The organism is Pseudomonas sp. R4-35-07, from assembly GCF_003852235.1.
GTDB lineage: Bacteria > Pseudomonadota > Gammaproteobacteria > Pseudomonadales > Pseudomonadaceae > Aquipseudomonas.
The window spans coordinates 4,855,046-4,876,407 of record NZ_CP027732.1; the positions used below are offsets into that span (position 1 = coordinate 4,855,046).

The window sequence follows — 21,362 nt, forward strand, 5'->3', positions numbered from 1 at the left end:
CAGCGGGAGCAAGCTCCCTCGCCACAGATCATGTGCTAGCCATACACGCGTGGAGTTTCGCGAATGAATCACAAAGTGGCCTTCAGTTTCGCCGACGGCAAGACCTTGTTCTTCCCGGTGGGCGCCCATGAACTCCTGCTGGACGCGGCCTTGCGCAACGGCATCAAGATCCCGCTGGACTGCCGCGAAGGCGTGTGCGGCACCTGTCAGGGCCGCTGCGAATCCGGCGAATACACCCAGGACTATGTCGACGAGGAAGCACTGTCGAGCCTCGACCTGCAACAGCGCAAAATGCTCAGCTGCCAGACGCGGGTGCAGTCCGACGCCACCTTCTACTTCGATTTTGATTCGAGCCTGTGCAACGCGCTGGGGCCGGTGCACGTGCGCGGCACGGTAAGCGAGGTGCAGTTGGTGTCGGCCGGTACGGCAATTCTGCGCCTGCAAGTGGACGCTGCGCTGGATTTTCTGCCGGGCCAATATGCGCGGCTGGCGGTGCCCGGTACCGACAGCTGGCGCTCCTATTCCTTCGCCAACCTACCGGGCGATCAAGTGCAGTTCCTGGTGCGCCTGTTGCCCGATGGGGTGATGAGCAACTACGTGCGCGAACGGTGCCAGGTGGGCGATGAGGTGTTGATGGAAGCGCCGCTGGGGGCGTTCTACCTGCGGCACGTCACTCAACCGCTGGTGCTGGTAGCTGGCGGCACCGGGTTGTCGGCGTTGCTGGGCATGCTCGATGAGCTGGTGGCCCGCGGCTGCGATCAACCGGTGCACCTTTACTATGGCGTGCGCACTGAGCAGGACCTGTGCGAAGCCGCGCGCATCAATGGCTATGCGTCGAAGATCGCGAATTTTCGCTACACCGAAGTGCTCAGCGACGCCTCAGCGCAGTGGACCGGCAAGCGCGGCTACCTCACCGAACATTTCGACCTGGCCGAATTACGGGACAGATCGGCGGATATGTATGTGTGTGGCCCGCCGCCAATGGTCGAATCGATCCAACAATGGCTGGCGGATCAGGCACTTGATGGCGTTCAGCTGTATTACGAAAAGTTTACGCAGAGTAATATCTGACCCTCAGCACTTCTGAGGGGCTGATGCGGCCTGCGCTCACCCTTAAGAAAAACAAGTAGAAGGGAACGTTAATGGCGGATGACATGGTTAACCCGGTGGGCCTCAAGCGCGGCCTGAAAAACCGGCACATTCAACTGATCGCCTTGGGAGGGGCGATCGGTACGGGGTTGTTCCTCGGCTCGGCCGGGGTGCTCAAGTCGGCGGGGCCGTCGATGATCCTGGGTTACGCGATTGCCGGTTTTATCGCCTTCCTGATCATGCGCCAGCTCGGCGAGATGATCGTCGAAGAGCCGGTGGCCGGTTCCTTCAGCCACTTTGCGCATAAATACTGGGGCGGCTACGCGGGCTTTCTGGCGGGCTGGAACTACTGGGTGCTCTACGTGCTGGTGGGCATGGCCGAACTGACGGCCGTGGGCAAGTACATCCAGTTCTGGTGGCCGGAAATCCCGACCTGGGTCAGCGCGCTGGTGTTCTTCGTCGCGGTGAACCTGATCAACACCCTGAACGTGAAGTTCTTCGGCGAAGCCGAGTTCTGGTTCGCGATCATCAAGGTGGTGGCGATTGTCGGCATGATCGTGCTCGGCTGCTACCTGCTGTTCAGCGGAACCGGCGGCCCGCAGGCGTCGGTCAGCAACCTGTGGAGCCACGGCGGGTTCTTCCCGAACGGCGGCATGGGGTTGTTGATGTCCATGGCGTTCATCATGTTCTCGTTCGGTGGCCTGGAGCTGGTGGGCATCACCGCCGCCGAGGCCAGCGAGCCACGCAAGGTGATCCCGAAGGCGATCAACCAGGTGGTGTATCGGATCCTGATTTTCTACGTCGGCGCCCTCACCGTGTTGCTGTCGCTGTACCCGTGGGACCAACTGCTGCAAACCCTCGGCGCCTCGGGCGATGCCTACAGCGGCAGCCCGTTCGTGCAGATCTTCTCGCTGATCGGCAACGACACCGCGGCGCACATCCTCAACTTCGTGGTGCTGACCGCGGCGCTGTCGGTGTACAACAGCGGCGTGTACTGCAACAGCCGCATGCTGTTCGGCCTGGCCGAGCAAGGCGACGCGCCCAAGGCGCTGATGAAGCTCAACAAGCAAGGCGTGCCGTTGCGCGCGCTGGCAATTTCGGCGGCGGTGACCCTGCTGTGCGTGGTGGTCAACTACGTCGCGCCGCAAAGTGCCCTGGAACTGCTGTTCGCGCTGGTGGTTGCCTCGCTGATGATCAACTGGGCGCTGATCAGCATCACCCACATCAAGTTCCGCAAGGCCATGGGCGAGCAAGGCGTGACGCCGTCGTTCAAGACCTTCTGGTTCCCGTTCAGCAATTACCTGTGCCTGGCGTTCATGCTGATGATCATCAGCGTGATGCTGGCCATTCCGGGGATACGTGAGTCGGTGTATGCGATGCCGGTGTGGGTAGCGATTATTTACGTTGCGTACCGCTTGCGTCTCCGAAACACGAAACTCGTAACAGCGCAGTAACCCATGTGGGAGGGGGCTTGCCCCCGATGGCGGTGTGTCAGTCATTGATATGTTTACTGACCCACCGCTATCGGGGGCAAGCCCCCTCCCACATTGGATTGCATTGCATATGAAGATTTTTGTTTAGAGCGTAGAGCGCACTCGCCACAACTCGGGAAACAGCACCGTATCGAGCATCTTGCGCAAATACCCCACACCTTCGGTGCCACCAGTGCCCGGCTGAAAGCCGATAATCCGTTCCACCGTGGTCACGTGCCGGAAGCGCCACTGGCGGAACGAATCCTCCAGGTCGATAAACTTCTCGGCCAATTGATACAAATCCCAGTACCGACTCGGGTCGCGGTACACCTCACGCCACGCGGCTTCCACGGAGTCATCGTGCACGGTAGCGGCCGTCGGGTCGCGTTCGGCGCGCTTGGGGTCAATCGCCAGGCCCGCCTTGAGCATCAGGTTGATCGCCTCGTCATACAGCGACGGCGTGGCGATCGCCACCTGCAATTGCAGCAACAACTCCGGACGATGGGCATGGGGCCGCAACAGCGCCGGGCTTTTGTTGCCGAGGATGAATTCGATCTCACGGTACTGGAACGACTGGAACCCCGACGACTGCCCGAGGAACGGGCGGATCGCCTTGTATTCCGACGGAGTCATAGTCGCCAGCACCGCCCAGGCGTGCACCAGTTGGTCGAAGATCCGCGAGACCCGCGCCAGCATCTTGAATGCCGGTGGCAACTCGCCCAGGCGCACGTGTTCGCGGGCCGCCTTGAGTTCGTGCAGCATCAGCTTCATCCACAGCTCCGAGGTCTGGTGCTGGATGATGAACAGCATTTCGTTGTGATCCGGCGACAGCGGGTGTTGGGCGCTGAGGACTTTGCCCAGGTCCAGGTAGTCGCCGTAGCTCATGGACTCGGAAAAATTCAGCTCAGCGTTGTGCCAATCCTGCGGGGGTTGGTCGCCGGCAGGCTTATATTCTGGCGAAAAGGGACATTGGCTCATCGCGTGGGCTCCAAAAGCGGGCGCAGGATTGCGCGGACCGGGCTGGCATCCAGGTGGGCAAAGCGCAGCGGCAGCGCGATCAGTTCATAGTCGCCTTCCGGCACGTCATCGAGCACGATGCCTTCAAGGATCGCCATGCCATGGCGCGCCACGGCGTTGTGCGAATCCATGGTCTTGGACTGTTGCGGGTCCAGGGACGGGGTGTCGATACCGATCAGGCGCACGCCAAGGCTGGCGAGCAGCTCGATGGTTTGCGGGGCGATGGCGGTGAAGTTCGAATCCCATTGCGTCAGTGGCGCTTGTGGATAAGTGCGCAGCAGGACCCGTTCCGGCAGGTTATCCACACGCCCTTGCAGTTGATGGGGCTGCACCAGAGCGCCACTGCCCAGGCAGTGCAATACCCGGCACGGGCCCATGTACACATCCAGCGACACCTCGCCAATCGGCGCGCCGTCGGCGCTGTAATGCAGCGGCGCGTCCACATGGGCGCCGGTGTGCGGCGAGAAGGTCACGCGCCCCACATTCACCGGGCACTCCGGACCGAACTGCCACACGCGCTCTTCCTGGAACGGCGTATCGCCCGGCCAGGTCGGGGTCGCCGCGCTCAAGGGCGGGCTGATATCCCACCACGTTTTTATTGGGTTCATTTCAAGGCTCTCGGCTGTCACTAGGGTGAATGATACGAGGGCCAGCTGTGAATTTTCTTGCGAATTCTGGCGCAAAGCGGGAAATCTTTCGCACTTACTGCGAAGAAACGGTCAATTCAGGCTCGGAAATTCGCAAGATGACCTATGTGGGAGGGGGCTTGCTCCCGATAGCGGTGGTTCAGGTAATAAACCACTGACTGACACACCGCTATCGGGAGCAAGCCCCCTCCCACAGTTGGCTGCAGTGTGCCTGCTGGATCGCCTTGTGCTGCGGTTCTGGGCATCCCGATGTCGAGTTCAGACCACTGGCAAACAGCTCGGCGCTATAGGGTTCAACTTCTGTTTCCTTGCCTCGGAGTCATCATGCCCCAGCCGATCACTGTTCTGCGCGACACCCATCCCCTGCCGGTCCTGGATGCCTGCAAATGGGAAAAACTCGAAGGCGACCCGCACACCGTCAACCTCAACGCCTACACCAGTGAAGACGGCAGCAAGATCATGGGCACCTGGATCTGCACGCCGGGCAAGTGGTATGTGGAATACGTGAAGTGGGAGTACTGCCATTTCCAGGAAGGCTACTGCGTGATCACGCCTGAAGGCATGGCGCCGATTCATCTGCGGGCTGGGGATATCTTTGTGGTGGAGCCGGGAATGAAGGGCACGTGGGAGGTGGTCGAGACAGTGCGTAAGTACTTTGTGTTTGCTTGAGCCACGAAAACTGGGTTCATAACGAAAAAACCGCCCTTAAAGGCGGTTTTCTTTTGTGCGAATCAGCGAACTTGACCAGCTAAGGGACCTGCTGGCTCCATGTCCCTGCCGTGCTGAATAGCTACGCTGAAAAATCTTTTTTGATTGGCAGATGCCGACTCACCAAGTTTTTTATTAGCCTCGGCACAAAATATCTCGACCAACTGTGCTCTTGCTTTGCGGGTAGCTGTTTTCATAAGTTCAAGCCTCCGTAAGCCTTGTAGATGCGCCTCATACTAGGTGGCCTCCACTGAAATCACAAGGCGCCGCTGTTCATCATAATTGAAGCCGAGTCGCTCATAAGTGGGCACGGCATCAGGTCGCGGCTCTTGAATTTCGATGCGAGAGCACCCGATGGCACGTGCGTATGCATCGATAGCGCCCAAGGCAAGTGCGGCTATCAAGCCTTTCAAGGGATGTTTACTATCCGAGCAGCCCTCGAGGAGCACGATCTTAATCGTGACTTTACTGTCACGAGGCGTCGCATAACAAAGGCCGCATAGTTGTTCATCATGCCAAATCGACAAATCAAAACCTTTGGCATCCAGCGTCTTCCAGGCAGCAACATCCTCCCATGGAAATTGCGCGTCACCTCCCCAGCGATGACACGCCTCAAGGGCACGGTTATCAATCACGTCGAAACGGACTTTTGTTGCGTCTAGCCATTGGTAGTCCAAGGCAGTCCACTGATCGACGAATGACGCCAGCGCCTTCTTTCTCGATTGAGATTGGAAGATCAGGTACTTGAGGGAACGCAAGTATCGACGTGCCATAACGATTAAAGTCTTACCCGTGCTGTGGAAACATCAGAAAGCCGCGCTTGCAGCGAATGGGCGCAAACGGTAGCAAGGACGGGGGTAGCCTTGGGCCAATGATGAATTCAAGATTTTTCAGCCGATTCGCCACGCACAACGGAGCCACTCCATGACGGCTGACTTCGATAGACGGCGATGAATTCATGCAAGGAAAGGCATCAATCCTGATGCTTACGTGGTGGGATGCTGGCAGGAAAACCAGAAGGCTCGCTGAGCCGAAAAAACCGGGAGCCCACGCATAGCAGGCCCCCGGAGAACGCTCTATTGCGGTTTGCGATAGCTGTTGATAATCGCCGAGAAGTCCTTGCCCCCTTCCCCACGCTGGCTCATCGATTGGTACAACTGCTGGGCCACGGCTCCCAGGATCACGGGTTGCTTGGCCTGCCGCGCTGCTTCAGTGGCCAGGCCCAGGTCCTTGAGCATCAGGTCGGCGCCAAAACCGCCGGTATAGCCGCGCGACGACGGCGCCGTTTCAATCACGCCCGGCCACGGGTTGTAGGTGTCCGAACTCCAGCAGCGCCCGGTGGAGCTGTTGATGATGCCGGCCAGCACCTGGGTATCGATGCCGAGCGCGTCGCCCAGAGCCATGGCTTCACTGACACCGATCATGCTGATGCCCAGCAGCAGGTTGTTGCAGATCTTGGCGATTTGCCCGGTGCCGACTTCGCCGCAGTGCACGATGTTGCGGCCCATTTGCGCCAGCACCGGTTGCAGGGTGGCGAACAGGTCGGGGGTGGCGCCGACCATGAAGGTCAACGTGCCGGCTTGCGCCCCGCCGGTGCCGCCGGAGACCGGGGCGTCGGCCATCACCACACCTTGCCTGGCGGCGGCAGCAGCCACATCGCGGGCGGTTTGCGGGTCGATGGTGCTGCAGTCCACTGCGGGAATGCCTTCGCCGATACCGGCGAGCACACCGTCTTCATTCAGCCACACGCTGCGTACATGCGCGGCGGCCGGCAGCATGGTGATCACCAGTTCAGCGCCCTGGGCCGCGTCACGCGGTGAGTCGCTGATGCGGCCGCCCAATTCGGCCAGCTCCTTGAGCACGGTCTGGTTCAGGTCGAACAGGTTCAGCGCGTGCCCGGCCTTGATCAGGTTGCGGGCCATGGGTGCGCCCATGTTGCCCAGGCCGATAAATGCAATCTTCATGGTCGTCTCCCGGAGTCAGCGCAGGTTGATGGTGGTGTTGACGCCGTCGTTGACCGTGTCGTCGTCGAACCAGCGGCTGGTGACGGTTTTGGTCTGGGTGTAGAACTGCACCACTTGCTTGCCGTACGGGCCGAGGTCACCGAGCTTGGAACCGCGGGAGCCGGTGAAGCTGAAGAACGGTACCGGCACCGGAATCGGAATATTGATGCCCACTTGGCCCACATCGATTTCGCTCTGGAACTTGCGCGCCGCAGCCCCGCTCTGGGTAAACAAGCCGGTGCCATTGCCGAACGGGTTGGCGTTGACCAGCGCAATGGCCTCATCGAGGGTATCGACCTCCAGCACCACCAGAACCGGGCCGAAGATTTCCTCGGTGTAGACGCGCATGTCGGTGGTCACGCCCGAGAACAGCGTCGGGCCGACAAAATTGCCGTGCTCGAAACCCGGCACCGTGATGTCACGGCCGTCCAGCTCCAGCTTCGCGCCTTGTTTCACACCGCTTTCGATCAGTTCCAGGATGCGCGCCTTGGCCCGCTTGGAAATCACCGGGCCGACATCGGTGCCCGCTTCGCTGCCCGCGTTGACCTTGAGTTTCTGCGCCAGCGCCTTGAGATCCGGCAACCATTGCCTGGCCGCACCCACCAGCACCACCACCGAGGTGGCCATGCAACGCTGGCCCGCAGCGCCGAAACCAGCACCGACCAGGGCATTGAGGGTGTGCTCGCGATTGGCATCCGGCAGCACCACCGCGTGGTTCTTGGCGCCCATCATCGACTGCACACGCTTGCCGTGTTTACCGGCCAGGTCGTAGACATGCGTGCCCACGGCGGTGGAGCCAACGAACGAAACCGCCTTGATATCCTTGTGGGTGCACAGCGCATCCACCACGTCCTTGCCGCCGTGCACTACGTTGAGCACGCCGGCCGGCACACCGGCTTCCAACGCCAGCTCCACCAGCAGCATGGTCGACAGTGGGTCCTGCTCGGAAGGCTTGAGTACAAAGGTGTTGCCGCAGGCGATGGCCATCGGGAACATCCATAGCGGAATCATCGCTGGGAAGTTGAACGGCGTGATGCCGGCGCAGACGCCGATGGGCTGGCGCAGGGTGTAGGTGTCGACGCCACCGGCGACGTTCTCGGCGAATTCACCCATTTGCAGGGTGCCGATGGAACAGGCGTGTTCCACCACTTCAAGCCCACGGAAAATATCGCCCTCGGCGTCGTCAATGGTCTTGCCCTGCTCGGCGCTGAGCACCACGGCGATGCGCTTGGAGTGTTCGCGGATCAAGGCTTGCAGCTTGAGCATGATGCGCATGCGCGCGCCGATCGGGGTCAGCTTCCAGGTCTGGAAGGCGCGATGAGCGGCGTCGATGGCGGCGTTGACCTCATCGGCGGTGGCGAACGGGACTTTGGCCAGCACCTGCTGGGTAGCCGGGTTGACGATGTCTTGCCATTCGGTGGTCTTGGACTCGACCCACTCGCCGTTGATCAGCAACTTGACCTGTTGGACGGAAATATCGGCAGATGCGTTCATGAGGGTCTCCGGAATCTTGTTGTTATGCAGAGAGTGAATCGCCTTGAAGAAGGAGGCGTTCGGACTGTTTTTGGAGTATAGATGTGCAAATCTCTAATAAGAACGCACATAAAAGCCGGTCCAATATGCAAAAAAACATCACATCATTGGGCTCCCTGAACTGGGATGACCTGAAGTTTTTCCTCGAAGTGGCCCGCACCCGCAAGGCCAGCGTGGCCGCCAAGCGCCTGGCGGTGGACTACACCACCGTGTCGCGGCGCATCAGTTCATTGGAAGTGTCACTCGGCACCCTGCTGTTCGAAAAATCCCGGACCAACGGTTTTGTGCTCACCGCCGAAGGCCAGCGCTTGCTGGGCTACGCCGAATCCATCGAAAGCACCTTGCACATGGCTTGCGAACAAGTCTCCGGCTCTGGCGTGGCGCTGTCCGGGCATGTGCGCATGGGCTGCACCGAAGGCTTCGGCAGTTTTTTCATCACCCCGCAACTGAGTCATTTCGTCGATACCTACCCGGCGATCTCGGTCGACATCCTCCCCCTGCCGCACTTCATCAGCCTGTCCAAGCGCGAAGCCGACATCGTCATCGCTCTGGAACGCCCGGAACACGGGCCCTATGTGTGCTGCAAACTGTGCGACTACACACTGCAGTTGTACGCAACCCAGGACTACCTCGACCAACACCCGCCGATCCAACGCCCGGCGGATCTGGCCGAGCATCCGTTTATCAGCTATGTGGATGATTTGGCGTTCAGCTCGGAGCTGCTGTACCTGGCAAATGTAGTGCCCGGCGCCAGCGCCAGTTTGCGCAGCACCAGTGTGATCGCCCAGTACGTGGCGGCGCAGCAGGGGCGGTCGATGGCGATATTGCCGTGCTTTCTGGCGGCGCAGGACCCACGGTTGCTGCCGGTGCTGGGGGAGCAGATCGCGATTACGCGGCAGTTCTGGATGTATTGCCGGGAAGATTTGCGCAAGTTGAAGCGGATTACGTTGTTGTGGGACTACATCCGCGAGGTGACGGAGCAGAATCGGGGGTTGTTGATGGGGGAAACGCGGGAGATGCGGTTTGCTGATTGATAGCACCGCACCAGCGCAAATGTGGGAGGGGGCTTGCTCCCGATGGCGGCGTGTCAGTCACCCGATGTATTGGCTGACACACTGCTATCGGGAGCAAGCCCCCTCCCACATTGGGAAAGCATTTCAGATTGAAAAAAGGGAAATGCTTTAGTCCGCGATGACTACGATCGACACGCGACGATTCTCGGTGCGCCCCGCCGTGGTTGTATTTGCCGCCACCGGCTCGCTGCTGCCCAGGCCGCGCAGTTGGATGTTTTGTTCTTTCATGCCCACCCGGGTCAGCACCTCGCCCACGCTTTTGGCGCGGCGCAGGGACAAGGTCTGGTTGTAGATCTCTTTGCCCGACGCGTCGGTGTGGCCGTCGACGCGTACGCGTTCGATGCCTGCGCCCACCAGGGCTTTGCCGATGCGCTCGACGATGTCGGTGCTGGGCTTGTTGAGGCTTTCGACGTCGCTGCCAAACAGCACCTTGCCAGACAGGCCGAAGGCCCAGCCTTCGTCAGTCAGCTCGAAACCCTGCTGTTTGAGCACGGTGACTTGCGCCGGGGTCAGGCCTTTGGCCGGTGGGGTCTGGCAGCCGCCGAGGGCCAGGCAGGCGACGAGCAAGGTGATGAATAGAACGCGTAGGTTAGAAAACAAGGGATCAGCTCCTGTGTTGGACATTGACGACGGAATGCTCCGACTCCGCCGTTTGCCGGCTGCCCGAGGACAGCCGTTTGGCCTGGTACATCGCCGCGTCGGCGGCATTGAGCAGGGTGCCGGGCGTGGCGCCATGCTCGGGATAAATGGCGATGCCGATACTGAGGGAGGTCACCACCTGAGTGTTGCCGGGCAGTGGGATCGGCGCGTCCATGCTGGCAATGATCTTGTCGGCGATGCGCTGTGCATCTTCGGCTTTGTGCAGCGGCGCGAGCAGCACGGCGAACTCATCGCCGCCCAGCCGGGCCACCAAGTCGTCTTCGCGCAGTTGTGCACGCACGCGCTCGGCGACGGCCATCAGCACCGCATCGCCGGCGGCGTGGCCGAAGTTATCGTTGATGTCTTTGAAACGATCGCTGTCGAGAAACAGCACCGCCACCCGCTCATTGGTCTTGGCGGCGCTGCGCAAGGCACGAATCAACCGGCCTTCGAAGAACGCACGGTTGGGCAGGCCGGTGAGGCTGTCGTGGCTGGCCTGGTGGGCAAGGGTTTCGTTTTCGCTTTGCAGGTGGTTCTGCCAGGCTTCCATCTCGCCAAGCAGGGCGTTGAAGTCGCTGCCCAGACTGTCGAGTTCAGCGATCTGCGCCGGCGGCACGCGGCGGTCGAAGTCACGTTCGCTGCGCGCAGCGTGGGCCACGGCGGCGAGGCTTTGCAGCGGCCCGGTGATACCGTTCAACAGGCGCCGCGCCAGGTGCAACGCGACCCAGGCGCTGAGCGCGGTGCAGATCACAATGCCCGCCAGGCCGCTGAGCAGGAAGCGCAGCAGGCTGCCGCCATGCCCGGTCAGGTGGATGCTGCCGACCGTTTGCCCTTGATGGAGGATCGGTTGGCTGATGGGCTGTTCGAGCAAGGCATGCGCCAGCTCAAGCTCAACCCGTGACAACATGCCAGTGTTCGGCCGGACCCACTGCGCCAGTAGCTTGCCATTTGCATCGAAGACTTCGGCCTGGGCCACTTCTTCGGCCTGGGCAATCAGGCTGAGGGCTTCGGTGGCTGCGGCACTGTCGTCGAACACCACCGCCGCTTCCACGGTGTAATTGATCGAGCGGGCGATCAAGTGCAGGTTATGTTCGGCGTACACGCGTAGCGCCAGCACGCCGAGCAGGGTCAGGGACACACTGGCCAGGGTCACCGCCACCAACGCCAGAATCAGGTGCCCCCGGCCGATGACCGAACCCAGGGTCGGCCGCGCCTTAGCAGGCTTCATGGCGCCGGCGCTCGACGGCGCGACAGTTGCAGCACGCTGGGATGAATGCGTACGCCGCTGCGGGCGACGGAGTCCAGGTTCACCTCGAACGACACTTGCACATCGCTCACCCGCAGGCAGAACAGGCTACCCACGGTGCATTGGTCACCGCCTTCGCTGATGCTGAGCACCGGGTGGCCTATCAATGAGGTAAACAATGCGCTGCGTTCGTCAGCGCTGAGTTTGCCGATGTAAACGGCGTCGCAGGCACTGACAATATCGGGATGGCTCGCCAGCAGGCGGCGCACCGTCACCGGACGGCCGGTCGCCTGGGTGGTGCCTTTGATCAGGTCGTCGGTGTATTGGGTAGGCCCGACGATGCACAAGCGCAGTTGCGCAGGCTCCACCGGCCAGCGGGCGTAACTGAGGATGCCGAGCACGACCTGGGTCACCGCCTGGGCGCGCTGTTCAGCCAGGCTGGATGTTTGAGCCCATGCCTGCGGGGCGAGCAGGCATAGCACCGCCACCCGCAACAGGCGTCTCCAGCTCAAACTACGCTCGGTGAGCGAGACAGCCACGTTCATGCAGCAATTCTCTCAAGAAATTTCAAGGTAATGCCGCAACGATAGCACAGCGGCGGAAAATCCCACGACGCACGGGCTTTCGCGGGGCTGACTATTTTTTCAGAAAAATCAGTCATCTGAATCAGAAATCTTACATGACCACTCAGTCAGCTTCTGCGGGCGTGGCGTCCAACTCCAGCATCAGCCCGCTCAAGCGTTTGACCCTGCGCCGTACGGCTTCCTCAAAGACTCCGGCACGGGGTTCGATCAGGCTGAACCAGCGCTTGGCACGCGTGATACCGGTGTAGATGAGTTCTTTGGTCAGCACCGGGTTCAGCGCGTCCGGCAGGATCAGCGCGGTGTGAGTGAACTCTGACCCCTGGGATTTGTGCACGGTCATGGCATACACGGTTTCCACGTCGTTGAGCCGGCTGGGCAGCACGAAGCGCACGCCCCCCTGGCCGTCATTGCGCGGGAAAGCCACGCGCAGCACCTGGGGCCCGCCGTCGCTTTCGGGCAATTTCAAGGCGATGCCGATATCACCGTTCATCAGGCCCAGGCCGTAGTCGTTACGAGTCATCAACACCGGACGGCCTTCATACCACTGCTCGTCGCCTTCGATCAGCCGCACCTTGCGCAAGGCGGCGGTGATGCGCAGGTTCAAGCCTTCGACGCCCCACGGGCCTTTGCGCACCGCGCAGAGCAGCTGGAACGCGTCGAAGGCTTGCAGCAGTTGTTGCGCCCAGTGGGTCCAGGCGTGGTCGTCACGCGGGGTGTCCAGTGCAGGCCGCGCCGAGTGCAGCAGGTTCAGGTAATAGCGATAGCCCTGGGCGCCGGCGCCCTGCCCGTCCAGTACCAGGCGCTCAAGGGCATGATCATGCTCGCCCTTGAGGCTGAGGCAGAACAGGTCGTCATGACTGCGCGCGGCCAGCAGCTTGCGCGCTTGCTCAGCGTTCTGCTGGTTCACCCAGCGCGCCAGTTGGCCGATGCCGCTGCCCTCGCCGAAACGCCGCGAGTAGCGCAGCATCACCACCTGCTGGGCCAGGGGATGAGTTCCGTCGAGGTCCTCCTGCAAACCGCTGTCGGCGAGATTTTCAGCGCTGACCGCTTGCAGCCATTGGCGCGTGGCCGGGCTGTACCAACCGGCCTCGGCGTCGCGGCACAAATCGCCGAGCACCGCGCCCGCCTCTACCGAAGCGAGCTGGTCCTTGTCACCCAGCAGCACCAGGCGAGCATGGGGTGGCAAGGCGTCGAGCAGGTTGGCCATCATTTCCAGGTCGATCATCGACGCTTCGTCCACCACCAGCACATCCAGCGGCAATGGGTTGCCGACGTGATGACGAAAATGCCGAGTACCCGGGCGACTGCCCAGCAAGCGGTGAACCGTGGTGACCTGGGTCGGGATTTTTTCACGCACAGTGTCGGGCACTTTCAGCGACAGCACTTGCTGGCTGATGGACTCGGTGAGACGGGCAGCGGCTTTACCGGTGGGCGCGGCCAGGCGGATACGCAAGGGATTGCCGCTTTCCACGGCCGGCGCCTGCAACAGCGCGAGCAGGCGCACCACGGTGGTGGTCTTGCCGGTGCCGGGGCCGCCCGTGACGATGCTGAACGCGCCACGGGTGGCCAGGGCACAGGCCAGTTTTTGCCAGTCGATCACGCCATCGGGCGCCGGTTGATCGAACAAACCATTGAGCCGCTGCGGCAAATCGGTGGCGACGCTTTCGTGGCTGGCCAGCCGCAGGCGCAAGGCGCTGTCGATGCGCCGTTCATACGCCCAATAGCGGCGCAGATAGAGGCGCTTTCCGGACAGCACCAACGGACGGCTTCGGGCCGACTCACTGCCATCGACGGCCAGCGCGACCAAGGGGCTGGCAGCCAGGGCATGACACCAGGGGGCGCCGTCCAAACCTTCGAGCAATTGCGACGGCAACAGCATCGCGCCGGTTTGCAGGTCGCCTTCAGGCGGCAGCGACAAGGCAAAGTCCGGCGCCTTGAGGGTTTCGAACAGGTCGAGGCACACATGGCCGTGACCCAATTGGTGGCTGGTCAACGCCGCCGCCAGCAACACCAAGGGATCGGCTTGTGGGTCAAGCTCATGCAGGAAGCCGACGAAGGCTTTGTCCAGGGCCCGTAGCCAACCACGCTCGACCCAACGCTCGAGCAATTGCACCAGGTCGGCGGCGCGGCTGAGGGGTGTCAGCTCTTGCGGCAGTAACGGCGACAGGCTCATAGCAGCACTCCTTGTTCCCAGGCGGGCTCGGCTTTGGGCGGGATCGGCTTGCCTTGGAACAACAGGTCCAGCCCTTCGATCAGTTCTCGCGGTGGCCGGGTGAAATACGCGCCCTGGCTCACCGATTGCGTACCGCGCAGGAACAGGTACAGGGCGCCGCCGATGTGGCGTTCGTAGTCGTAATCGGGCAGGCGCGCCTTGAGTTGGCGATGCAGGGCCAGCAGGTAAAGTACGTATTGCAGGTCGTACCGATGCTCGAGGATCGACTGTTCCATGGCTTCCAGGGTGTAGGCCGAATCGTCAGGGCCGAGCCAGTTGGATTTGTAGTCAGCCACGTAATAGCGACCGTCGTGCTCGAAGGTCAGGTCGATAAAGCCCTTGAACATACCGTTGAGCAACACCGGTTCGGCCGCCACGCGGGAGACGCCGTGGTGGGTGTACTGGCACACCAGCTTGTCGAGGGCGAGCACGTCGACTTTATGGCTGGCGAACCAGAACTCCATTTCGATCTGGTACTGCTGCAGGGCGCTGAGGCTGACGCGGGCGTCGTACACAGGCAGCGGCGTTTGCAACACGTGGCCAAGCCAGGCGCTGAGGGTGATGATCCAGCCTTCCCAATGGCGGCGGTTACAGCGGGCGCCGACGGCCTTTTCGATGGCCTCGGGGCTCAGGTTGAAGCCTTCTTCACCGGCCCATTCCAACAAGCCGTGAAGGAAGGTGCCTGGATTGGGACCGCGTGGGAAACGATGAATATCGCCGCCGGACGCCGCCACTTCCCGTGGTGCATCGGGATCAAGGCGTTCGTCATCGAAGAGTTTCTGGGCCTGTGGGCTTTCAGGCGCTTCGAGATTGGCGGCGCTCATGCTATCGCCAATGCGCAAGGCGCTGTAGGAGGCAATCCACCAGTTTTCTGCGGCCTTGCGTTTAGGCAGCAGCGGGGCCAGCAAGGTGGCGTCGTTGCGCGGTGGATGAAACACAGTGTCTTGCGCTTGCGGCACATGGGCATAGCTGATGGTCGGGCAGCCTTCCTGCAGCGCCATCAACCAGCGCGCCAGGTCGGCGGACGCCCCCAGCGGTGCACCGGCGCCGAGCAAATAGCCCAGCGCCGAAAGGTGCAGCACGGAGCTGCTGCTGTTGCCGCGCTTGAGGTCGGCGATACCCAGCCAGCAGGCGTGTTTGGCGCGGGTCAGGGCGACATACAGCAAGCGCAGGTCTTCGGCCAGGCGCTCATCGTCGGCCTGGGCGATCAACTCTGCGGTGGGCCGCAGGCTGACGTGGGATTTGCCCTGCTCGTCGTGGTAATGCAGCGGCAACCGCGTGCCGTCCACCGGCTTGGCCGAACAGATGAAGGGCAGGAACACCAGGTCGTATTCCAGGCCCTTGGATTTGTGGATCGTCACCACCTTGACCAGTTGCTCATCGCTTTCAAGGCGCAGGATCTGCTCTTCACCGGCCTGACCCGACAGCGCCAGGTGCTCGGCAAGATGGCGAATCAACGCTTGCTCGCCGTCCAGTTCCGACGCCGCCTGTTGCAGCAGTTCGCTGAGGTGCAACAGGTTGGTCAGCACTCGCTCGCCATCGCTGCGGGCGATCAGGGTTTGCGGCAGCTTGAAGTCATGCAGCAGGCGGCGCAGCATCGGCAGCACGCCTTGGGTGCGCCAGATCGTGCGGTAGCCACGGAACTGCATCACGCGGCTTTCCCACGCCAGTTCGTCCTGGTTCAGACGCTCCAGCTCCGCCAATGACAAGTTCAAGGTGACACAGGCCAGGGCCGCGCGCAGCGGGCGTTCGACGTCCGGTTCGGCGCAGGCCTTGAGCCAGGCCAGCAGGTCGTGGGCTTCCTGGGCGGCGAAGACCGAGTCTTTATCCGACAGGTACACGCTGCGCACGCCCCGCGCCGCCAACTCGGCGCGCACGGCCTGGGCTTCCTTGCCGTCTCGTACGAGGATGGCGATATCTGACGGCAGCACGCCGTTGAAGGTGTTGTCTTTGAAAAAACCCGCGCTGCCTTGCTGCCCGCCATTGAGCAACGCGACGATGTGCGTGGCGCAGGCGGCGGCCAGTTGCTGGCGATACAGCACATTGGAAATCGGCTGGTCGGTGGGCAGGTGCCAAAGGTTCATCGCCGGCAGCGTTTGGCCGTCGACCTGCAGCTGTTCCTTGCGGCCCTGGGACAGCACCGGGTGAAACGGCACCGGGTTATGGCCGTCGGGCTCACGAAACAGGAAGGCGCCCCGGCCGGTTTCTGCACGCTGGAACACATGGTTCACCGCCTCGACCATCGCATGGCCGGAGCGGAAGTTGGTGCCCAGGGTGTGGTGGCGCCCGGTGGTGGACTGCCGGGCGCGCAGGTAGGTGTAGATATCCGCGCCGCGGAAGGCGTAGATCGCCTGTTTGGGGTCGCCGATCAGGAACAGGCCGCTGTCCAGGTGGTTTTCTTCGATGCGGTAAATGCTGTCGAAGATGCTGTATTGCACGGGGTCGGTGTCTTGGAATTCATCGATCAAGGCCACCGGGAATTGCTCGCGGATCACACTGGCGAGGCGCTCGCCACCGTCGGCCTGGAGCGCGGCGTTGAGGCGGATCAGCATGTCGTCGAAGCCCATTTCGGCGCGGCGCCGCTTCTCTTCTTCGAAGCGCTTGCCCACCCAGGCGGCGGCGTGTTGCAACACAGCGGCGTCCGGGGTGGGCAGTGCGTCAAGGGCGGCTTTAAGGCCGGCCATGGCGTCGATGCCGGGATGCCGTGGCGGCTCGCCTTTCCAGGCTTCGGCCATGCCGTCGGGGGTCAGCCGGATAAAGCCGGTGCCGATATCCAGTTGTTCCAGGGTTTCGTCGGCGGCCCAGGCGCTGATTTTTTCGAACCAGGGCTCGAAGTAACGCGCCTGCATTTTGCGCCCATCGACCGCCTTGGCAGCAACGGCTTGCAGGCACAGCTCGCGCAGCTCGGCGGCCCATTGCAGCCAAGGCGCCTTGATGCGGGTCAACGCCTCGCGGCGCTCCTGCAGGCAGGCGGTGATCATGTCGGCCGGCTCGCGGCTGTCCTCGGCGGGCCGCTCACTGCCGAACAGCGCACGCACCCGTGGCATCAACGCGGCCGGGCCACCCCAGTTGTTGCGCACCCAGTTGAGTGCGTCGTCGTGCATCGGGTAGCAGAACAAGCGCCAGTAGTCGCGCAGCACTTCACCGAGCAGGTCGCTGTGATCGGTCTCCAGGGTCTGGGTAAACAGGCTGCCGCTGTCGAAGGCGTGCTCGCGCAGCATACGCTGGCACCAACTGTGGATCGTCGAGACGGCCGCTTCGTCCATCCATTGCGCAGCGATGTCCAAGCGATTGGCGCAGGCGGGCCACTGCTCCTCGGGGTATTGATTACGCAGGTCGGCGATCAAGGCGTCAGGCGGCTCGATTTCGCCACGGAAGAACCGCGCCGCTTCGGCCAGGCGGATACGGATACGTTCACGCAACTCCTTGGTGGCGGCGTCGGTGAAGGTCACCACCAGAATCTGCGGCGGCAGCAGTTCGCGGCCGAAGCCGGACGCCTCACCACCGTTGCCGAGGACCAGGCGCAGGTACAGGGCCGAAATCGTGAAAGTTTTGCCGGTGCCGGCGCTGGCTTCGATCAGTTGGCTGCCTTTGAGCGGGAAGGCCAGGGCCAAGGGCTTGTTACTCATGCGCCGGCCTCCGCGCTGGACAGTGAACGCCAGGGGGCGCTGATCAGGGGGCGATACAGGGTTTCGCACCAACCTTCGAATTCTTCGCTGGCGACCAGCGTGGCGTAGTCGGGGAACTGACGAGTGAGCGCGGGCGTTTCACGGCGCTCACCGTCGGTGGTGATGCCGTCGCCCTCGTAGGCTTTGCTGGCAGCAGCGTGGGCCTTGGCGGGGTCGGTCTGGCCGAGCCAGGCAAAGGCGGTTTTTACCGCGACGGGCAGCGGTTTGCTCATGCCGGTGTGCCAGGCGAGCAGCAGGTCGGCGAGGATATGCTGCGCGGTGGCGGTGTCCAGTGGGGCCAGCAGCAAGGTGTCGTCACTGGCCACCAGCCCGGTGCTCAACGGCACGCCACACGCACAGGCGACCACGTGATTGACCCAGGGGCGAATCAGCCGGTGCCACTTGCGCGTCTTGATCGAACCGATGCTGTTGGGAATGGTGGTCACGCTTAACAATCCGCCATCACTGCGTCGATGCAGGCCGCTGATCCAGCCTTCAAGCTGAATGCCTTGGTACTCGAAACTGATCGGTTCCGCGCCGGCGTGCGGGGTTGGCCAAAGCGCCAGGAGGTGTTGGTAGCGCTGCAACAGATCCGGCAACGGCTCGATCAGCTCATTGCGCAGGCATTCGCCGAAACCGACCATAGGCAGCAGGCCACTGCCTTGCAGGCGTAAAGCTTGGGCGTTGAGGGCCTGATCAAGCTGGTCGGGCCGGGCCAGTGCGGCGCTCAGCAGACTGTCGCTGAGGCTGTAGCGTTGCAGCGCGTCGAGGACGAAGGGCTCTTCGTCGGCCAGTGGTACTTCGGCAGCTTCGAAGAACACTTTCAGGCGTTGGCTGAAGAAATGCTTTACCGGATTGCGCAGGAAATCCTGCAACTGGCCGAGGCTCAGGGGCTCTTCCTGATGGTGCGGTGCCAGCGCGTGGTCGTGGGCCATTGCGGCCGGCGCTTCGTGCAGCAACTGCCATTCGCGGGCGTAACTGAACAACGGGTCGCCTTCATGGAAGTAGCGGGCGCTGAACGGTTGGAGCGGGTGTTCCTGGGTCATCGCTTCGATCAGGGGTTCTTGGCTATCGGCGTTATGCCAGCCGCTGGCGAGATGGTCGCGCAGTTGGCCGATCAGCACCGAGGCCGGGCGCTCACTGTTGTCGCGGATACTGCGGCCGACCCAGCTGATATAGAGCTGGTCGCGCGCGGAAAGCAGGGCTTCGAGCAGCAGGTAGCGGTCGTCCTCGCGGCGGGAACGATCGCCGGGCCGGTAGTCGCTGCCCATCAGGTCAAAGTCCAGCGGGGGCTGGGCACGCGGGTAGTCGCCGTCGTTCATGCCGAGCAGGCACACCAGCTTGAACGGGATTGCGCGCATGGGCATCAGGGTACAAAAATTGACCGCACCCGCGAGGAAGCGCTGGGACAGGCGGCCTTGGTCAAGCCCGGCTAACCACGCCTCGCGAACTACAGTGAGCGGTAACTCGTCCTGCAGGCCAACAGACTCGCAGGTTTCCAGCCAGGTTTCTCTTAACTGTTCGAGTTGACCCAACAGGTAGTCATCGTGCTCGCTGCTGGGCATGAAAAACTGCTGCATCAAGCGTTGCAGACGCTCGCCCCATTCGTGGGGAGGGGCTGGTTGTGACAGCGCTTGATGGGCGTCGTTTAATGCGTCGAGCAAGGCGACCAGTGGGCCGATCAGCGCCGCATCGAGCCCACCGATCTCGTCGTAGGGCTCGATGCCATCGCACGCGACACCGGTGCCGACGGCGTAACCCAGCAGCATCCGCCGCAGGCCGAATCGCCAACTGTTCTGCTCCAGCGCCTCGGGCAGCCCCAGGCCGGCACGCTGCTCGGCATTGAGACCCCAGCGAATACCCGCGCCTTCAATCCAGCGGTGCAGCGTCGGCAGGTCGCGTTCATTGATGGCGAAACGTTCGCGCAGGGCGGGAACATCCAACAGGTCGAGAATCTCGCTGACGGGGAAGCGGCTGTCGGGGAGCTTGAGCAGGTGCTCGACGGCAATCAGCAGCGGGTCACGACCGCGTTGGCCTTGGTCTGTCAGGGTGAACGGAATGAAGCGTGGGTCGTTTCTTTCCAGTTGGCCGAAAACCGCGCGAATGTGCGGCGCATAGCTGTCGACATCGGGGACCATGACGATGATGTCCCGAGGGCGCAAGGTGGGATCGGCGCTGAAGCGTTGAAGCAATTGGTCGTGGAGAATTTCCACTTCGCGTTGGGCGCTGTGGGCAATGTGAAAGCGAATGGATGAGTCGCGCTTCAGGTCGACTGCAGGCCAGCATTCACGGGTTTCGTCGAGTGGGCGCAGTTCAAGGATATCGTCCTGAAGCTGGTTGAGCAGCGTGGTAGGCTGGCTGTCGCTGAACAGGTCGATACGCCCATCACGGAAGGCGGCGCGGTAGCTGTTGGGGTCGTCGTAACTGTCCAACAGGCTGATGTAGTCACGGCCCTGCTTGCCCCAGGCGGCGAGCAGCGGATGGGCATGTTGGTGCAGGGTTTGTGGGTCGATGGTGACTGGCATGCCCGCTTTGCGCGCTTGGCGCTTGTATTCGTTACGCAGCAGGTCCTTGTCGGCCACGATGTCTGACCAATGATGGCGGCAAGGGTTGTGCACGCATAGCAGCACTTGGCTGAAACGGGCCAGGCCCGCCAGGGCTTCAAGCGCTTGGGCGGGCAGTGATGAAATGCCGAAGACGATCACGCGGGAAGGCAGGCCAGGCGGCGCTTGCTCGAGCGTGTTGATGCGCTCGATAAAACGCTGATGAACGCCGGCACGACTCTCGGCCATGCCCTGCGCGCCTACGTCGAGCAGCAACGCGCGCCATAACTCGGCCTGCCAACAGTTCGCAGTGTTAAGGGGTTTGGATTCGCCGCGTCCATTGCGTAACTGATGGCGCCCTGCGGCCCAGTCTTCCAGCCAATCGGCACGATACACCTGGTATTGGTCGAAGAGGTCGGCCAGGCGCTCGGCGAGCTGGTAGCGCTTGCGTAGGTCGGTGTCGTGGGTCAGGAAGCGTTGCAGCGGCTCGAAATGGGGTTGGTCGATAAGCTGCGGGAGCAGGCGCATGAGTCGCCACGTCAGCGGTGCCTTATCAAGCAAAGACTTAGGGGGGATTTCGTCACGACCCAGGACCATGCGATAGAGCTGCCACATGAAGCTGCCGGGCAGTTGCACATCGATTGCCGCTGCAATGCCACAGCCGCCCATATCGTCCTCTTGCGGATCTTCGGCCAAGGCGAGCTTGAGCCATTGGGCGATGCCATTGCTTTGGACCAGAGCGATTTCGTTTTCCAAAGGCGCCAGGGGATAACGGCGCATCCAGCTGACTACCAGGCTGCGCAACTCGTCCAGGCGGTTACCGTGAACCACCATGAATCCAGCGCTGAGGGACGTCGCACCCGGCATAACGGTTTCCTTGGGAAAGCAAGAATCGAGGCGTGGACTTTAGCACTGAAGGCCACTGCAA

Annotated in this window: 16 protein-coding genes; 4 read left to right on the top strand and 12 right to left on the bottom strand. The window is 62.1% G+C overall.

Annotation, left to right across the window (positions count from 1 at the left end):
• Window positions 1-63: 63 nt before the first annotated feature.
• Together antC and C4J89_RS22225 are read left to right on the top strand one after the other, a co-directional pair.
• The gene (antC, locus tag C4J89_RS22220) at window positions 64-1,071 is read left to right on the top strand and encodes an anthranilate 1,2-dioxygenase electron transfer component AntC (RefSeq protein ID WP_124415592.1); all 1,008 of its coding nucleotides are present in this window, start codon (window positions 64-66) and stop codon (window positions 1,069-1,071) included.
• A gap of 71 nt (window positions 1,072-1,142) precedes the next feature.
• Entirely contained in the window at window positions 1,143-2,543 is a 1,401-nt protein-coding gene (locus C4J89_RS22225; protein ID WP_124415593.1) for an amino acid permease, read from the top strand.
• A gap of 123 nt (window positions 2,544-2,666) precedes the next feature.
• On the opposite strand, the gene kynA is transcribed toward C4J89_RS22225, so the two are convergent.
• Complete coding sequence (kynA, locus tag C4J89_RS22230; RefSeq protein ID WP_124405275.1) at window positions 2,667-3,539, bottom strand: tryptophan 2,3-dioxygenase; 873 nt, start codon at window positions 3,537-3,539, stop codon at window positions 2,667-2,669.
• A complete protein-coding gene (kynB, locus tag C4J89_RS22235; protein WP_124415594.1) occupies window positions 3,536-4,186 on the bottom strand; it encodes an arylformamidase in 651 nt (216 codons plus the stop codon). The genes kynA and kynB overlap by 4 nt, the downstream gene beginning before the upstream one ends.
• 363 nt (window positions 4,187-4,549) lie before the next feature.
• Between kynB and C4J89_RS22240 the strand changes: the two genes are divergently transcribed.
• Window positions 4,550-4,894 carry a cupin domain-containing protein gene (locus tag C4J89_RS22240; RefSeq protein WP_124364396.1) on the top strand — a complete coding sequence of 115 codons (345 nt, stop codon included), beginning with the start codon at window positions 4,550-4,552 and terminating at the stop codon, window positions 4,892-4,894.
• Window positions 4,895-4,956: 62 nt separating this feature from the next.
• Here the strand turns inward: C4J89_RS22240 and C4J89_RS26990 are convergent, their stop codons facing one another.
• The 4 genes from C4J89_RS26990 to C4J89_RS22255 form a co-directional block, all read right to left on the bottom strand.
• Complete coding sequence (locus C4J89_RS26990) at window positions 4,957-5,130, bottom strand: hypothetical protein (protein ID WP_164484565.1); 174 nt, start codon at window positions 5,128-5,130, stop codon at window positions 4,957-4,959.
• Between the two features lie 39 nt (window positions 5,131-5,169).
• Window positions 5,170-5,691: a GNAT family N-acetyltransferase gene (locus tag C4J89_RS22245; RefSeq protein ID WP_164484566.1), complete on the bottom strand. Its 522-nt coding sequence runs from the start codon at window positions 5,689-5,691 to the stop codon at window positions 5,170-5,172.
• A 318-nt stretch (window positions 5,692-6,009) separates the two neighbouring features.
• On the bottom strand, window positions 6,010-6,897 hold the full coding sequence (mmsB, locus tag C4J89_RS22250; protein WP_124364398.1) for a 3-hydroxyisobutyrate dehydrogenase: 888 nt from the start codon (window positions 6,895-6,897) through the stop codon (window positions 6,010-6,012).
• 15 nt (window positions 6,898-6,912) lie between these two features.
• A complete protein-coding gene (locus tag C4J89_RS22255) occupies window positions 6,913-8,430 on the bottom strand; it encodes a CoA-acylating methylmalonate-semialdehyde dehydrogenase (RefSeq protein ID WP_124415595.1) in 1,518 nt (505 codons plus the stop codon).
• A gap of 125 nt (window positions 8,431-8,555) precedes the next feature.
• Here C4J89_RS22255 and C4J89_RS22260 point away from each other — a divergent pair, with 125 nt between their 5' ends.
• Window positions 8,556-9,503: a LysR family transcriptional regulator gene (locus C4J89_RS22260; RefSeq protein WP_124415596.1), complete on the top strand. Its 948-nt coding sequence runs from the start codon at window positions 8,556-8,558 to the stop codon at window positions 9,501-9,503.
• Between the two features lie 147 nt (window positions 9,504-9,650).
• On the opposite strand, the gene C4J89_RS22265 is transcribed toward C4J89_RS22260, so the two are convergent.
• The 6 genes from C4J89_RS22265 to recC form a co-directional block, all read right to left on the bottom strand.
• Entirely contained in the window at window positions 9,651-10,142 is a 492-nt protein-coding gene (locus C4J89_RS22265) for an OmpA family protein (RefSeq protein ID WP_124415597.1), read from the bottom strand.
• Between the two features lie 4 nt (window positions 10,143-10,146).
• The gene (locus tag C4J89_RS22270) at window positions 10,147-11,409 is read right to left on the bottom strand and encodes a diguanylate cyclase domain-containing protein (RefSeq protein WP_124415598.1); all 1,263 of its coding nucleotides are present in this window, start codon (window positions 11,407-11,409) and stop codon (window positions 10,147-10,149) included.
• Entirely contained in the window at window positions 11,406-11,972 is a 567-nt protein-coding gene (locus C4J89_RS22275; protein ID WP_124415599.1) for a YfiR family protein, read from the bottom strand. Before C4J89_RS22275 ends, C4J89_RS22270 begins: the two co-directional genes overlap by 4 nt.
• 142 nt (window positions 11,973-12,114) lie before the next feature.
• Window positions 12,115-14,184, bottom strand: a complete 2,070-nt coding sequence (gene recD / locus C4J89_RS22280; RefSeq protein ID WP_124415600.1) for an exodeoxyribonuclease V subunit alpha — start codon at window positions 14,182-14,184, stop codon at window positions 12,115-12,117.
• Window positions 14,181-17,852 (bottom strand): exodeoxyribonuclease V subunit beta, encoded by a 3,672-nt coding sequence (gene recB / locus C4J89_RS22285; RefSeq protein ID WP_124415601.1) that lies wholly within the window; start codon window positions 17,850-17,852, stop codon window positions 14,181-14,183. Before recB ends, recD begins: the two co-directional genes overlap by 4 nt.
• Entirely contained in the window at window positions 17,849-21,301 is a 3,453-nt protein-coding gene (gene recC / locus C4J89_RS22290; protein ID WP_124415602.1) for an exodeoxyribonuclease V subunit gamma, read from the bottom strand. Before recC ends, recB begins: the two co-directional genes overlap by 4 nt.
• Between the last annotated feature and the right edge of the window lie 61 nt (window positions 21,302-21,362).